Origin of the sequence: Streptomyces polyasparticus, assembly GCF_014493765.1 — a bacterium.
Lineage (GTDB): Bacteria > Actinomycetota > Actinomycetes > Streptomycetales > Streptomycetaceae > Streptomyces > Streptomyces polyasparticus.
Genome location: NZ_JACTVJ010000003.1, coordinates 11,681 through 26,007, shown reverse-complemented (window position 1 = coordinate 26,007; position 14,327 = coordinate 11,681). Strand labels below are relative to the sequence as shown.

Below are 14,327 nucleotides of genomic sequence, written 5' to 3'. Positions count from 1 at the left end.
TCAGCCCATGAACTTCTTGAACTCATCCGGGAGTTCGAAGTCCTTGCCCTGCTGACCGGAGGGCAGGCCGAACGCGTTCCCACCCTGCGCGGCCTGCTCCCGCTTGGCCTGCGCCGCCTGCTCCTCGGCCTTCCGCTTCATCGGGTTGCCCGACTTCCGCTTGCCCTTGGCCTGCTTCTGCTGCTTCTTCTGCCGGCCGGGGCCGCCGCCCATGCCCGGCATCCCGGGCATACCCGGCATGCCGCCGCCCTGCGCCATGCGCGACATCATCTTGCGCGCCTCGAAGAACCGCTCGACGAGGTTCTTGACCGCGCTGACCTCGACACCGGAACCCTTGGCGATACGCGCACGGCGCGAGCCGTTGATGATCGTGGCGTCCGCGCGCTCGGCCGGGGTCATCGACTTGATGATGGCCGCCGTACGGTCCACATCGCGCTCGTCGATGTTGTTGATCTGGTCCTTGATCTGGCCCATGCCCGGCAGCATGCCGAGCAGCTTGGAGATCGAGCCCATCTTCCTGACCTGCTCCATCTGAGCCAGGAAGTCGTCGAGCGTGAAGTCCTTGCCGCCCTTGGCGCTCTGCAGCTTGGCGGCCATCTTCTCGGCCTCGGCCTGCGAGAAGGTCTGCTCGGCCTTCTCGATCAGGCTGAGCATGTCGCCCATGCCGAGGATGCGGGACGCCATGCGGTCCGGGTGGAACGCGTCGAAGTCGTCCAGCTTCTCGCCGTTGGAGGCGAACATGATCTGGCGGCCGGTCACGTGCGCGATCGACAGCGCGGCACCACCGCGGGCGTCACCGTCGAGCTTCGACAGCACGACACCGTCGAAGCCGACGCCGTCGCGGAAGGCCTCGGCGGTGTTGACCGCGTCCTGACCGATCATCGCGTCGACGACGAACAGGACCTCGTCGGGCTTGACCGCGTCGCGGATGTCCGCGGCCTGCTGCATCAGTTCCTGGTCGATACCGAGGCGTCCTGCGGTGTCGACGATGACCACGTCGTACTGCTTGGTCTTCGCGTACTCGATCGAGTCCTGCGCGACCTGCACCGGGTCGCCGACGCCATTGCCCGGCTGCGGGGCGTAGATGCCCACGCCCGCGCGCTCGGCGACGACGCTGAGCTGGTTGACGGCGTTGGGGCGCTGCAGGTCACAGGCGACGAGCAGCGGCGCGTGGCCCTGCCCCTTCAGCCAGTGGCCGAGCTTTCCGGCCAGCGTCGTCTTACCGGCGCCCTGCAGACCCGCGAGCATGATCACGGTCGGGCCGGACTTGGCGAAGCGCAGCCGGCGGGTCTCGCCGCCGAGGATGCCGATGAGCTCCTCGTTGACGATCTTGATGACCTGCTGCGCGGGGTTCAGCGCCTGCGAGACCTCGGCGCCGGCGGCGCGCTCCTTGATCTGCTTGATGAAGGCGCGCACGACGGGCAGCGCGACATCGGCCTCGAGCAGCGCGATACGGATTTCCCGTGCCGTGGCGTCGATGTCCGCCTCGCTGAGGCGACCCTTGCCGCGGAGGTTCTTGAATGTCGCTGCGAGGCGGTCGGAGAGAGTATCGAACACGGCGGTCGCGAATCCTCGGGTCGGTGGCGGGCGGGATGGTGCGCCCTCCAGGGTATCCGGCGCCGGGAGCAAGCGGTCCCGGCGGCCGGAGTCCGATCTCCGGAGTGCTGGTGGAAGGGCCGGATCAGCTGGGTGCGAGCGCCCGCTCCACCACCCTGGTCAGCGTCACCGCATCCTCGCTCGACAAGGGTTCCCCTTCCACGCCGGTCACATAGAACGCGTCCACCGCGTTCGACCCCAGCGTCGACACATGCGCCGACCGCACCGAGACCCCGGCCCCCTCCAACGCCCGCCCGATCCGGTGCAGCAGCCCCGGCGCGTCCTGGGCCCGTACCTCGATCACCGTCGCCAGCTGCGAGCCCGCGGCCGCGACCGACACCCGGGCCGGCGGTGCCACCGCGCCGCGGCGCCGCGGATAGGCCGCGTCACGCTCCGCGAGCCGCGCCGCGATGTCGAGAGACCCGTCGAGCGCCCGTACGAGATCGGCCCGCAGCCGGGCCGCCTCGGGCAGCGAGCCGTACTCGGCGGCGACCCGCCACTGGAGCAGCAGCACCGCGCCTGAAGTGGACTCCGAGCCGACTTCGTCCGGCAGCGAGATCGCCCCCAGATCCGCCGTACGCACGGTGAGCCGGTGCATCGCGAGGACGCCCGCCACCGCGGGCAGCACCCCCGGCTGGTCCGGCACGGCGACGAGCAGCTCGACGCCGACCGGTTCGTCGGAGGCGCCGGACTCCACCTGGGCACGGAGCGAGAGCACCGGGCCCCCGGTACGGAACGCCTCCAGGGCGAGCCGCTCCTGTTCCACGGTGTTCGGCACCTGCACGGGATCCGGCACCGGATCCCCGGCGAGCAGCGCCCCCACGCGCTTCACCAGGTCGGCCACCAGGGACCCGCGCCATGTGGACCACGCGGCGGGCCCGGTGGCCAGCGCGTCCGCCTCGGTGAGCGCATGCAGCAGTTCGAGCACCCCGGCCGAACCGACGGCCTCGGCGACCGAGCGGATCGTGGCCGGGTCGTCCAGATCACGCCGCGTCGCGGTGTCCACCAGGAGCAGGTGATGCCGTACGAGCGTCGAGAGGACCTCGACGTCCGCACGGTCGAATCCGATCCGCGCGGCCACGTCCCGCGCGATGACCTCGCCCGCCTCGGAGTGGTCGCCGGGCCAGCCCTTGCCGATGTCGTGCAGCAGGGCCGCCACGAGCAGCAGGTCGGGACGGTGCACCCGGCGGGTCAGCTCGGCCGCCTGGACGGCGGTCTCGACCAGGTGCCGGTCCACGGTCCAGGTGTGCACCGCATTGCGCTGCGGCCGGCACCGCACCCGCTCCCAGTCGGGAAGGAGCCGGGTGATCAGCCCCTCGGCCTCGAGCGCCTCCCAGACACCGACCATCGGCCTCCCGGCTCCGAGCAGCGTCACGAACTGCTCGCGTGCCTCGGCCGGCCACGGAGTGGACAAGGGGCGCGTCGCGCCCGCCAACGCCCGTACGGCATGCAGGGAGAGCGGCAGTCCGGCCTGCGCCGCGGCGGCTGCGGCCCGCAGCGGCAGGACCGGATCGCGGTCGGGGCGCGCGACCCGGGCGAGCACGACCTCCCCGTCCTGCTCGACGACCCCCTCGGCCAGCGGGCTCCGCTCGGGCGCCGGTTTCGACCCGAGCATCGCGCGCAGCCGCGGCTTCGCCTTGCGCGAGCGCAGCACCCGGCTCACCTCGCGCCAGGTGACATCACTCGCGTACGAGATGGTCCTGGCCGCTTCGTATACCTGACGCAGCAGTGCGTCGGCGTCCAACAGGCCGAGTGCGGAAGCGACTTGATCCTGCTCTTGCAGAGCGAGGCGATCCGTGGCCCGCCCGGTCACGAGATGCAGCGCGTCGCGTACGTCGAGCAGCTGCCTGCGCGCCTCGTCGAGTCCGGCGCGCGGCGCGTCGGCCAGCCAGGACGCCGCGACGGCCCGCAGCGCCGTGGCGTCGCGCAGCCCGCCGCGCGCTTCCTTGAGGTCGGGTTCGAGCAGGAACTGCAACTCGCCCTGCCGCGCGGCCCGTTCGGCGCACAGCTCCCGCAGCTCACCCAGCCTGCGCGGCGCCTGGTTGCGCCAGTCGGCGAGCACCGAGGTCCGCAGCCCCGCCGTGATCCCCAGATCACCGGCGATGTGCCGGGCGTCGAGCAATCCGAGCTGGACCTTGAGGTCCTCGCCTGCCGTCTTGCGCGCCTCACCTGCCGTACGCACCGAGTGGTCGAGCGCCAGCCCGAGGTCCCACACGGGGTACCAGATGCGGTCGGCGAGCGCGGCGAGCGCGCCCGCGTCCGCGCTGCCGTCGTGCAGGAGCAGCAGGTCGAGGTCGCTGCGCGGGGAGAGTTCCCCGCGCCCGTAGCCGCCGACCGCCACCAGCGCCGTCCCCTTCAGCGGCTGTGCGGCGAACAGACCGGCGAGCCAGTCGTCCGTGAGCCGCGCGAGCGACGCACGGCGCGGCGGCCCGGACTGCGCCTCCCCCTGAAGGAGGCGCAGCCGGGCCGCCGCATAGCCGCTGGGATTCGAATCCCCCTGAGATTCCGTCACGGTGTCCGTCGTCGTCACCCAGCAGCTCCTTGCCTGTTCAGTTGCCCTTTAGAGCGCGTCGGGTCCGCGCTCGCCGGTGCGGACGCGTACCGCCGTCTCCACCGGAATCGACCAGACCTTGCCGTCACCGATCTTGCCGGTGCGGGCGGCCTTCACGACGACGTCGATCAGCTGCTCGGCGTCGTCGTCCTCGACCAGTACCTCGATACGGATCTTGGGCACGAGGTCCACCGTGTACTCGGCACCCCGGTACACCTCGGTGTGTCCGCGCTGGCGGCCGTATCCGCTGGCCTCGGTGACGGTGAGCCCGTGCACCCCGAAGGCCTGCAGGGCCTCCTTGATCTCGTCGAGCCGGTGCGGCTTCACGACCGCGGTGATGAGCTTCATGCGTCAACCTTCTTTGCGGGTGCGCTGCTGTCCTGGGCTGCGGCCGGCGGTGCGGGGACCGCTGCGGTACGGGAGGCCGTACCGCCGCCCGCGCCGCTGAAGTCGTAGGCGGACTCGGCGTGTTCGACCGTGTCGACACCCGTGACCTCGTCGTCCTCGGAGACCCGCATCCCGATCGTCTTGTCGATGACGAAGGCGAGGATGGCAGAGACCACCAGGGAGTACGCAAGGACTCCGAAGACACCGGCGGCCTGCTTGCCGAGCTGCGAGGCGTCGCCCCCGTAGAAGAGGCCCTTGACGTCGCTCTGCACACCACCGGTGGCGAAGAAGCCGACGAGCAGCGAGCCGACGACACCGCCGACGAGGTGGACGCCGACGACGTCGAGCGAGTCGTCGTAGCCGAACTTGAACTTCAGGCCGACGGCCATGGCGCACAGGACACCCGCGATGGCACCGATGGCGATCGCGCCGAGCGGCGAGCAGGAGCCGCCGGACGGGGTGATGGCGACCAGACCGGCGACGGCACCGGAAGCGGCGCCCAGCGTGGTGAACGCGCCGTGCCGGATCTTCTCGTACGCCAGCCAGGCCAGCATCGCGGCGGCCGTGGCCACCTGCGTGTTGACGAACATGACCGCGCCCACACCGTCGTCGTTGCCCAGCCACGAACCGGCGTTGAAGCCGAACCAGCCGAACCACAGGAGACCGGCGCCGAGCATCACGAGCGGCAGGGAGTGCGGCCGCATCGGGTCCTTCTTGAAGCCGACCCGCTTGCCGATCACGAGGATCACGCCGAGCGCCGCGGCACCCGCGTTGATGTGCACGGCGGTACCGCCGGCGAAGTCGATGACGCCGAGCTCGAAGGCCCAGCCGCCCGTGCCCCATACCCAGTGCGCGACGGGGAAGTACACGATCGTGGCCCACAGGGCGATGAACAGCGCCCAGGCCGTGAACTTCACACGGTCCGCGAGGGCACCGCTGATCAGCGCGGGCGTGATGATCGCGAACATCAGCTGGAAGACGGCGAAGACATAGACCGGAATCGTGTATCCGGGCCACAGCTCGGTGATTCCGAGGCCGCTGAGGCCGAGGAAGTCGCCCTCCCAGCCGACGATGCCGCCCTTGTCGGTGCCGAACGCGATGCTGAAGCCGTACAGGACCCACAGGATCGTGACGATCCCGAGGCTGATGAAGCTCATCATCAGCATGTTCAGGGTGCTCTTGACGCGGACCATGCCTCCGTAGAAGAAGGCAAGGCCAGGCGTCATCAGCATCACCAGGGCTGAGCAGATGAGCATGAACCCGGTGTTGGCAGAAGAAAGCGTGGGCTCCTCTGCGGCGATCATGATGCCTGGGGGCATCGGCGTCTCCTCGTCGTCGTATGCGGCCCGTGCGGGCGAAGCTCTGCGTGCATGAGGGGTGGGCCGTCAGGTGGGCCGTAGCGGTCGGCCGGTTATGGGCCAGAGATTCCCGCAGCGCCGTTTCGACGGATGCCCCTCGATGTTTCGCGGCAGTGACGAAGAGGTCGTGCGTGTTACGCGTACATGAACTGCCCCTGTCGGGCGGCTTGTCCGGTTCTATCCTGTGCAGCACACAAAGAACCCGGCCGCGGGGGCCATCCGGTTGACCTGGCGGTGGGGGAGCCGAGTCGGGTGATCCGGGATGGCCGGCCGCGGCCGGTGTCTGTGGGGGTGCCGCTCAGGGCGGCGGGGTCAGACGGCCTCCGCCGCCTCGGGCAGCTGCCGGGCGAGCCGGTCGGTCAGGTCCACGAGCTTGTTGTCCTCGCCGAACTCGCGGACCACGGAGTCCAGCGTCTTGCGCAGCCGGGTGTTGACCCGCTCCGAGCGCACCTTCCTGGCCACACCCAGCGCCTTCTCCGCGAGCGCCACGCTCTGCTCGGGCTCCTTCTGGAGCAGGTGCACGGTGGCCATGCCGATCAGATTCAGCGCATACGAACGCTGGTGCTCGGCGTCCTTCGCGAAGAGCTCGACCGCGCGCTCCATGACGGGCTGCGCCAGGGAGGCGTACGTGGGGCTGCGGCCCGCGACATAGGCGAGGTCGCGGTACGAGTGCGCGTTCTCCCCGTTCAGCTCCGCCTCGGAGAAGAAGCGGATCCAGTCGGGCTCGGGCTCGTTCGCCTCGAGGGCGTCCGCGAAGGTGTCCTCCGCCATCCGCACGGCCCGCTTGGTCTTGCTGGGCTGTCCCATATTGGCGTACGCCCGGGCCTCCATCGCATACAGCATCGCCTGGGTGCGCGGGGTGGCGCAGTCCCGACTGCCGTACTGCGCGAGGTGGATGAGTTCAAGAGCGTCATCCGGCCGCCCGAGGTGGATCATCTGCCGGCTCATCCCGGACAGGATGTACGAGCCGAGCGGCTTGTCCCCGCCTTCCTTGGCGGCGTGCAGCGCGAGCACGAAGTACTTCTGCGCGGTGGGCTGCAGGCCCACGTCATAGCTCATCCACCCGGCCAGCTCGGCCAGTTCGGCCGCGATCTTGAAGAGCCTGCGCCGGGTCTCCTCGGTCTGCGGCTCCTGCAGCAGATCCGTCACCTCGTGCAGCTGGCCCACCACGGCCTTGCGCCGCAGACCGCCGCCGCACTGCGCGTCCCACTGCCGGAACATCACGGTGGTCGACTCGAGCAGATCCAGCTCGGGGCCCGAGAGCCGGCCGCTGCGCCGGATCGGGGTGGGCGGCTCGACGGCGGGCACGGCCGGGGTCGGCACCAGCCAGCGCTGCATCGGCTCGATCAGGGCGGGTCCTGCGGCCAGGGAGAGCGAGGTGCCGAGGAAGCCGCGGCGCGCGAGCATCAGGTCGCTGCGCGAGAACTCGCTGATCAGGTCGACGGTCTGATCGCCGGTCCACGGCAGGTCCACGCCGGACACGGAGGGTGCCTGGTGCGCCGTGCGCAGCCCGAGGTCCTCGACGGCGACCACACAGCCGAAGCGCTCGGAGAACAGCTCCGACATGATCCGCGGGATCGGCTCGCGGGGCTGCTCGCCGTCGAGCCAGCGCCGGACGCGCGAGGTGTCGGTCGAGATGTGGTTGGCGCCCATCTGCCGCGCGCGACGGTTCACTTGGCGCGCGAGCTCTCCCTTGGACCAGCCGCTGCGCACGAACCAGGACGTCAGCTGCTCGTTGGGGCGCTTCTCGGCCTGCGTGCCGCCGCCTCCCGTGCCGCCCACTGGAACGCCCCCATCCCTGACAGTTCTTCGAGTCCGGCTCTCAAGTCCTTACAGAATGCCGGGAGTTGAGTCCCCTTGTCCGGCACTTGCTCACCCGTCGAACAGGAAACCGACTTGCCCTTGGCATACCCACGGCCGCGAACAGCCCCGGGTCCGTGCACTGAAAGTAATCCTACGATCACCCCTCCGGCGAGGGCGTTCCAGGAAACGCCACCTTTCGCCACCCCTTCGAATGAACTCAGCTGCGGCTACACGCGATTCACTTGACACATGACGGACGGGAGTGGGCGGAGCGAAGCACACCGGGGCGCACGCCCGGCTTCGCACCACCCCTGACCTTCCCCGGCGCCGCACCGGACCATGGGGCGCCGTTGTACGGAGAGTCAGGGGCGCACTCCGGCTCGTAACCATGGACGTGCTCGACCCGTTGGAGGGGGCATGGGCTTCACTATCGGCGGCAGCCGCGGGATCCGCGAGAACCGCACCGGTGCGCGGCGGCGCGGCCGTATGTCCGAGTGCACGGCCGTGGCCGAGTTCACCGGGCTGTGGGGCTGGGCCGTGGTCCCCGGCGCCCGTGCCGCGTCCGGCAGTTGCTCCTGCGGTGACACGCGGTGCGCGGCGCCCGGAGCGCACCCGCTGAGCTTCGCCGGCGAGCTGCCCGCGGGCGCCACCCTCGACGAAGTCACGCGCGCCTGGGGCGAGTTCCCCGGCGCCGCCGCGATGCTCCCGGTCGGCCGCACCTTCGACATCCTCGAGGTCTCCGAGTCGGCCGGCCGCCGCGCCCTGATCCGCCTGGAGCGGATGGGCCTGCCCCTCGGCCCGGTGATCTCCACCCCGGACCGGCGCGCATGGTTCTTCGTCGCCCCCGGCGCCGCCGCCGAACTCCCCTCGCTCCTCTACCGGATGGGCTGGGACGACGCCGACCTCGACCTGCGGGGCCTCGGCCACGGCGACTACATCACCGCTCCCCCGTCCGATCGCGCCGGCCTCGGCCCGGTCCGCTGGCTCCGCGCCCCGGCCCTGGACTCGGCGTCGAATCCGCCGCAGGCGCGGTTGGTCCTTGGCGCGCTGGCGTATGCGTCGCATCGGGTGAGCCGGTAGCTCTCCCCGTACACGGAAGGGCCCGCCCCCACCCGGGAGCGGGCCCTCCGACAGCCAGGGGACAGATCAGTCCCCGATCAGCGCATCCACAAACGCACCGGGCTCGAACGGAGCCAGATCGTCCGGCCCCTCGCCGAGGCCCACGAGCTTGACGGGAACACCCAGCTCACGCTGGACCGCGACCACGATGCCACCCTTGGCCGTACCGTCGAGCTTGGTGAGCACGATGCCCGTGATGTCCACGACCTCGGCGAAGACGCGGGCCTGGACCAGACCGTTCTGACCGGTCGTCGCGTCGAGCACGAGCAGCACCTCGTCGAGCGGCGCATGCTTCTCCACGACCCGCTTGACCTTGCCCAGCTCGTCCATGAGCCCGGTCTTCGTGTGCAGACGGCCGGCCGTGTCGATGAGCACGACGTCGACACCCATCTCCCTGCCCTCCTTCACCGCGTCGAACGCGACGGAGGCGGGGTCGCCGCCCTCGGGCCCGCGCACGGTGTAGGCACCGACGCGCTCGCCCCAGGTCTGCAGCTGATCGGCGGCCGCGGCACGGAAGGTGTCGGCGGCGCCGAGGACGACGGTGTTGCCGTCCGCGACCAGGACACGGGCCAGCTTGCCGGTGGTGGTGGTCTTGCCGGTGCCGTTGACGCCGACGACCATCACGATGCCCGGGGTCTCCCGGTCGTTCTGGGTCTTGACCTCGCGGTCCATGTCGGGCCCGACCAGCGTGAGCAGCTCCTCGCGCAGCAGCGCGCGCAGCTCCTCGGGTGTCCGCGTGCCGAGCACCTTCACGCGCTCACGCAGCCGCTCGACCAGCTCCTGGGTGGGCGCGACGCCCACGTCCGCGGTGAGCAGCGTGTCCTCGATCTCCTCCCAGGTGTCCTCGTCGAGGTGCTCGCGCGACAGGAGCGAGAGCAGCCCCTTGCCGAGCGAGTTCTGGGAGCGGGCGAGCCGGGCGCGCAGCCGGACGAGACGTCCCGCCGTGGGCTCGGGCACGTCGAGCTCGGGAGCGGGCAGCTCCTCGATCTCTTCGGGGGCGATGGGCGCCTCGACGGCCGGTTCGCCGGCCTTCGGGAGGTCCACCTCCTCGATCGTGCGGCGCGGCTCTTCGCGCGGCTCCGCGGCCTCTTCGCCGACATGCGGCTCGGCCGGGGGCGCGGTGATGGTCGGCGTGGTCGACGGGGCCGAGGGCGGCAGCTGCTTCTTCTTACGGCCGCTGACCACGAGCCCGCTGATCGCACCGACCGCGACCAGGGCGATGACTACAGCAAGGATGACGATTTCCATAACCCACCCAGTATCAGCCACGGACCGCCGGGCAGGAGCGCCTGGAGGATCCCACTAAGGACCAAGGCCTCTTTTTGGTCTTTTTCGGGCGAATGTACGATGATGGGCAACTCCCCACCCCCGCCACCTGACATTGCTGTGGCATCCCCCTCCCCCCACGGAGCATGTGCATGTCCGCGTCCAAGAGCGCCACCGCCGCCTCCCAGAGCGAGAGCGCGATAGAGACCCGGGGCCTCGAACCGGTCCCCGACCACGAGCGCAACGGCAAGATACGCGAGCTGTTCCCGACCTGGGTCGCGGCCAACATCAGCGTGCTGCTCCTGACCATGGGCGCCGGCCTGGTGGTCTTCAACGGCCTGAACTTCTGGCAGGTCCTGATCGTCGCCACCGTCGCCCCGGTCGTCTCGTACGGCATCGTCGGTCTGATCTCGATCGCCGGCAAGCGCGGCGGCGCCCCGGGCATGGCCCTCTCGCGCGCGGTCTTCGGCCAGCGCGGCAACCTCTTCCCCGGCTCGCTGATCTGGGTGGCCCGCTGGGGCTGGGAGACCATCAACGCGGTCACCGGCGCGTACGCGATCCTCACCGTGCTCGACCTGCTCTTCGGCATCAAGTCCAACACCGCTCTCATCGTGGTGACCCTGCTTGTCTTCGTGGCGCTGACCTTCGTGGTCTCCGGCCTCGGCATCAACGCCCTGCGCGTGTGCAGCAAGTGGTCCACGTACCTCTTCGGCGCCTTCAGCGTCCTCGTGCTCGTCTACCTGATTGCGAACACCGACTGGTCCGCCGTCTTCGACAAGCCGGCCGGTTCGGCCGCGATGGTCGTCGCGGGCATCGGCATGATCGGCGCGGGCGGCATCAGCTGGGTGCCCTCGGCCCCGGACTTCACGCGCTATCTGCCGCGTACGGCCTCCGCGCCGAAGATGGTCGGTTCGACGATCGGCGGCGCCGGCATCGTCGTGCTCCCGATGGTGCTCATGGGCGCCGTGATGGCGGTGGGCACCCCGGATCTGGCCAACGCCCAGGACCCGGTCTCCTTCATCGGCGCCCTGCTCCCGACCTGGATCGCCGTCCCGTACCTGCTCATCGCGCTGATCGGCATGCTGCTGATCAACTCGATGTCGATGTACTCGGCCGGCTTCACCGCGCAGACCCTCGGCATCAAGGTCCCGCGCCACTGGGCGGTCTCCGTGAACGCCGTGATCAGCCTGGTCTTCGGCTTCCTGCTGATGGTCGTGGCGACCAGCTTCATCGGCTCGTTCATCTCGTTCCTGACGCTGCTCGCGGTCGCGTTCTCCGCCTGGATCGGCGTCTTCGGCGTCGACATGCTGACGCGCAGGACGTACGACGCGAAGGCTCTGCTCGACACCACCCGCACCAGCGCCTACTGGTACAAGGGCGGCTTCGCCTGGCAGGCCATGGCGGCCTGGGGCGTGGCGCTCCTGACCGGTCTCGCCTTCACCAAGGTCGACTGGTTCGCGGGCCCGCTGTCCTCGACTTGGCTCGGCCGGAACGGTCTCGGCTGGGCGGTCACCATCGTCGTGGCGGCCGCGCTGTACGCGGTGCTGCCGCGTACGAAGCCCGTAACGCCCGTGACCGAGACGGCAGTCGAGGCCCCCGCGGAAGAGCGCGTCCCGGCCCTGTCCATCTGACGCTACGTCAGCTAACGTCCCCCTTCGCCGGACCCACGGCCCGAAGGGGGACGTTCGCGTATCCGCGCCTGCGCCCCGCCCGACCATCGTCGTCAAAGGGGACGCCTGCCATGCCCGTCTCGGTCGCACGCTTCAACCTCATCGACCCCGAAGGCACACCCGCCCAGCTCGCGGACCGCTACGGCGCCGCGCTCGAGATGGCCCGGTTCGCCGACAGCGCGGGCATGACCATGATCCAGACCGAGGAGCACCACGGCGTCGAGAACAACTGGCTGCCCTCCCCCTTCACCTTCGCCGCCGGCATCTTCGGCGCGACCCGCAACATCGCCGTCACCATCTCCGCGATCCTCGGCCCCCTGCACGACCCGCTGCGCATCGCCGAGGAGATCGCGGTCCTCGACCTGATGAGCAAGGGCCGTCTGATGACGGTGGCCGGCATCGGCTACCGGCCCGAGGAGTACGAGATGTTCGGCGTCGAGTGGGGCCGGCGCGGCAAGCTCCAGGACCGCCTCCTCGAAACCCTGCTCAAGGCCTGGACCGGCGAGCCCTTCGAGTTCGAGGGCCGTACCGTCCGCGTCACGCCCCGCCCGTACACCGACCCGCACCCGATGCTGGTCGTCGGCGGCTCCTCCAAGCCCGCCGCCCGCCGCGCGGCCCGTCTGGGCCTGCCGTTCTTCCCCAGCGCGCATCTGCCCGAGCTCCAGACGTACTACGAGGAGCAGCTCGCGGAGCACGGCACCGAGGGCTGGATCCTGATGCCGGGCAAGGAGACCCCGCTCCTGCACATCTCCGAGGACCCGGACCGCACCTGGGCCGAGTACGGGCACCACTTCCTGCACGAGGCGAAGATGTACAAGTCCTGGCAGTCCAAGGACATCAAGTCCGCGGTCAGTTCGGGCGCGAACACCGTCGAGGAGCTGCGCGCCGAGGGCGTCTACCGGATCCTCACGCCCGACGAGTGCGTGGCGGCCTCGGACAGCACGCTCGACAACCTGGTCCTGCACCCGCTGTGCGGCGGCATGCCCATCGACGAGGGCTGGCGCAGTCTGCACCTGTTCACGGAGCAGGTGCTGCCCCGCTGCAAGAACTGACGCCCGTACGGACCCGCTTCCCTGCCGGACCCGTGCGGAAGACGTCAGCCCATCTCCTCCAGCGACTTGCCCTTGGTCTCCGGCACCCACTTGAGGATGAACGGGATCGAGAGCAGGGCGAAGGCCGTGTAGATCATGTAGGCGCCCGACAGATTCCAGTCGGACAGCGTCGGGAAGCTCACCGTGATCACCCAGTTCGCGATCCACTGCGCTGCCGCGGCCACACCGAGCGCGGCGGCGCGGATCTTGTTGGGGAACATCTCGCCGAGCAGCACCCAGACGACCACACCCCACGACAGGGCGAAGAAGAGCACGAAGCAGTTGGCGGCGACGATCGCGACGGTGCCCTGCAGGTCGGGCAGGGTGATGTCGTCGCCCGTGCCCGTCTTGTACGAGAAGGCCCAGGCGGCGAGTCCGAGCGAGATCGCCATACCGGTCGAACCGATCAGGGCGAGCGGCTTACGCCCGATCCGGTCCACGAGCACCATGGCGATCACGGTGCCGATGATGTTCACGATCGAGGTCTCGAACGAGTAGAAGAACGAGCTCGCCGGGTCGATGCCCACCGACTGCCACAGCGCGTTGCTGTAGTAGAAGATCACGTTGATGCCGACGAGCTGCTGGAAGACGGAGAGCCCGATACCGATCCAGACGATCGGCAGGAAGCCCCGCTTGCCGAGCAGATCGCGGAAGGTCGACTTGTGCTCGCGGCGCATCGCCGTGTTGATCTCGCCGACCCGGGCGTCCAGGTCGATCTTCTCGCCCTCGACCTCGCGCAGGACTTCCTTGGCCTTGTCTACCTTGCCGGCGGCGATCAGATAGCGCGGCGACTCCGGGATCGCGAAGGAGAGCAGCCCGTAGAGCACGGCCGGCACGACCATCACGCCGAGCATCACCTGCCAGGCCTCTAGCCCCATGATCTTGCCGCGCTGGTCACCGCCGGCGGCGTTCAGGATGCCCCAGTTGACCAGCTGCGAGATGGCGATGCCGATGACGATGGCGGCCTGCTGGAAGGAGGCGAGACGGCCGCGGTAGGCCGGCGGCGAGACCTCCGCGATGTACGCCGGGCCGATCACGGACGCCATGCCGATGGCCACACCGCCGAGCACCCGCCACATCGCCAGGTCCCACAGCGCGAAGGGCAGCGCCGAGCCGATGGCGCTCACGGTGAACAGCACGGCCGCGATCTGCATCGTGCGGATACGGCCGATCCGGTCGGCGAGCCGGCCCGCGACGGCAGCGCCGATGGCGCAGCCGATCAGCGCGGCGGCGATCACCTGGGCCAGGGCCTCGGATCCCACGTCGAAGCGGTCACGGATGGCCTCGACGGCCCCGTTGATCACGGAACTGTCGTAGCCGAAGAGAAAGCCACCCATCGCGGCGGCGGCCGTGATGAAGATGACATGCCCGAGGTGCTCCGGAGCGGCTTCACGCGCTTGTGTGCTGGTCACCCGTCCAGTCCCGCACACCTCCGGCCGCCCCACCACTGGAGCGTGCCCAAAGGGGGCAGGTCAGCGGGGGTGCG

10 protein-coding genes are annotated in these 14,327 nt (G+C 70.0%); 3 read left to right on the top strand and 7 right to left on the bottom strand.

The annotated features are described in order from the left end of the window. From ffh to nsdA, 5 genes are all read right to left on the bottom strand, one after another. Positions 1 to 1,557, bottom strand: coding sequence for a signal recognition particle protein (gene ffh / locus H9Y04_RS03550; RefSeq protein ID WP_187812164.1), 1,557 nt, complete (start codon positions 1,555 to 1,557; stop codon positions 1 to 3). Positions 1,558 to 1,681: 124 nt separating this feature from the next. Next, positions 1,682 to 4,126 carry a [protein-PII] uridylyltransferase gene (locus tag H9Y04_RS03545; protein ID WP_187812163.1) on the bottom strand — a complete coding sequence of 815 codons (2,445 nt, stop codon included), beginning with the start codon at positions 4,124 to 4,126 and terminating at the stop codon, positions 1,682 to 1,684. Between the two features lie 30 nt (positions 4,127 to 4,156). After that, positions 4,157 to 4,495: a P-II family nitrogen regulator gene (locus H9Y04_RS03540; protein ID WP_030231663.1), complete on the bottom strand. Its 339-nt coding sequence runs from the start codon at positions 4,493 to 4,495 to the stop codon at positions 4,157 to 4,159. Then, positions 4,492 to 5,853, bottom strand: coding sequence for an ammonium transporter (locus H9Y04_RS03535; protein WP_187812162.1), 1,362 nt, complete (start codon positions 5,851 to 5,853; stop codon positions 4,492 to 4,494). Before H9Y04_RS03535 ends, H9Y04_RS03540 begins: the two co-directional genes overlap by 4 nt. A gap of 351 nt (positions 5,854 to 6,204) precedes the next feature. After that, entirely contained in the window at positions 6,205 to 7,674 is a 1,470-nt protein-coding gene (gene nsdA / locus H9Y04_RS03530; protein ID WP_187812161.1) for a transcriptional repressor NsdA, read from the bottom strand. Positions 7,675 to 8,112: 438 nt separating this feature from the next. Here nsdA and H9Y04_RS03525 point away from each other — a divergent pair, with 438 nt between their 5' ends. Continuing rightward, positions 8,113 to 8,775, top strand: coding sequence for a bifunctional DNA primase/polymerase (locus H9Y04_RS03525; RefSeq protein ID WP_187812160.1), 663 nt, complete (start codon positions 8,113 to 8,115; stop codon positions 8,773 to 8,775). A gap of 66 nt (positions 8,776 to 8,841) precedes the next feature. Here H9Y04_RS03525 and ftsY read toward each other — a convergent pair whose 3' ends face one another. Beyond that, positions 8,842 to 10,062: a signal recognition particle-docking protein FtsY gene (gene ftsY / locus H9Y04_RS03520; RefSeq protein WP_187812159.1), complete on the bottom strand. Its 1,221-nt coding sequence runs from the start codon at positions 10,060 to 10,062 to the stop codon at positions 8,842 to 8,844. Positions 10,063 to 10,232: 170 nt separating this feature from the next. Between ftsY and H9Y04_RS03515 the strand changes: the two genes are divergently transcribed. Both H9Y04_RS03515 and H9Y04_RS03510 read left to right on the top strand, forming a co-directional pair. Next, the gene (locus H9Y04_RS03515) at positions 10,233 to 11,711 is read left to right on the top strand and encodes a cytosine permease (protein WP_187812158.1); all 1,479 of its coding nucleotides are present in this window, start codon (positions 10,233 to 10,235) and stop codon (positions 11,709 to 11,711) included. A gap of 110 nt (positions 11,712 to 11,821) precedes the next feature. After that, a complete protein-coding gene (locus H9Y04_RS03510) occupies positions 11,822 to 12,802 on the top strand; it encodes an LLM class flavin-dependent oxidoreductase (RefSeq protein WP_187812157.1) in 981 nt (326 codons plus the stop codon). Between the two features lie 44 nt (positions 12,803 to 12,846). Here H9Y04_RS03510 and H9Y04_RS03505 read toward each other — a convergent pair whose 3' ends face one another. Then, positions 12,847 to 14,253 carry a sugar porter family MFS transporter gene (locus tag H9Y04_RS03505; RefSeq protein WP_308800852.1) on the bottom strand — a complete coding sequence of 469 codons (1,407 nt, stop codon included), beginning with the start codon at positions 14,251 to 14,253 and terminating at the stop codon, positions 12,847 to 12,849. Between the last annotated feature and the right edge of the window lie 74 nt (positions 14,254 to 14,327).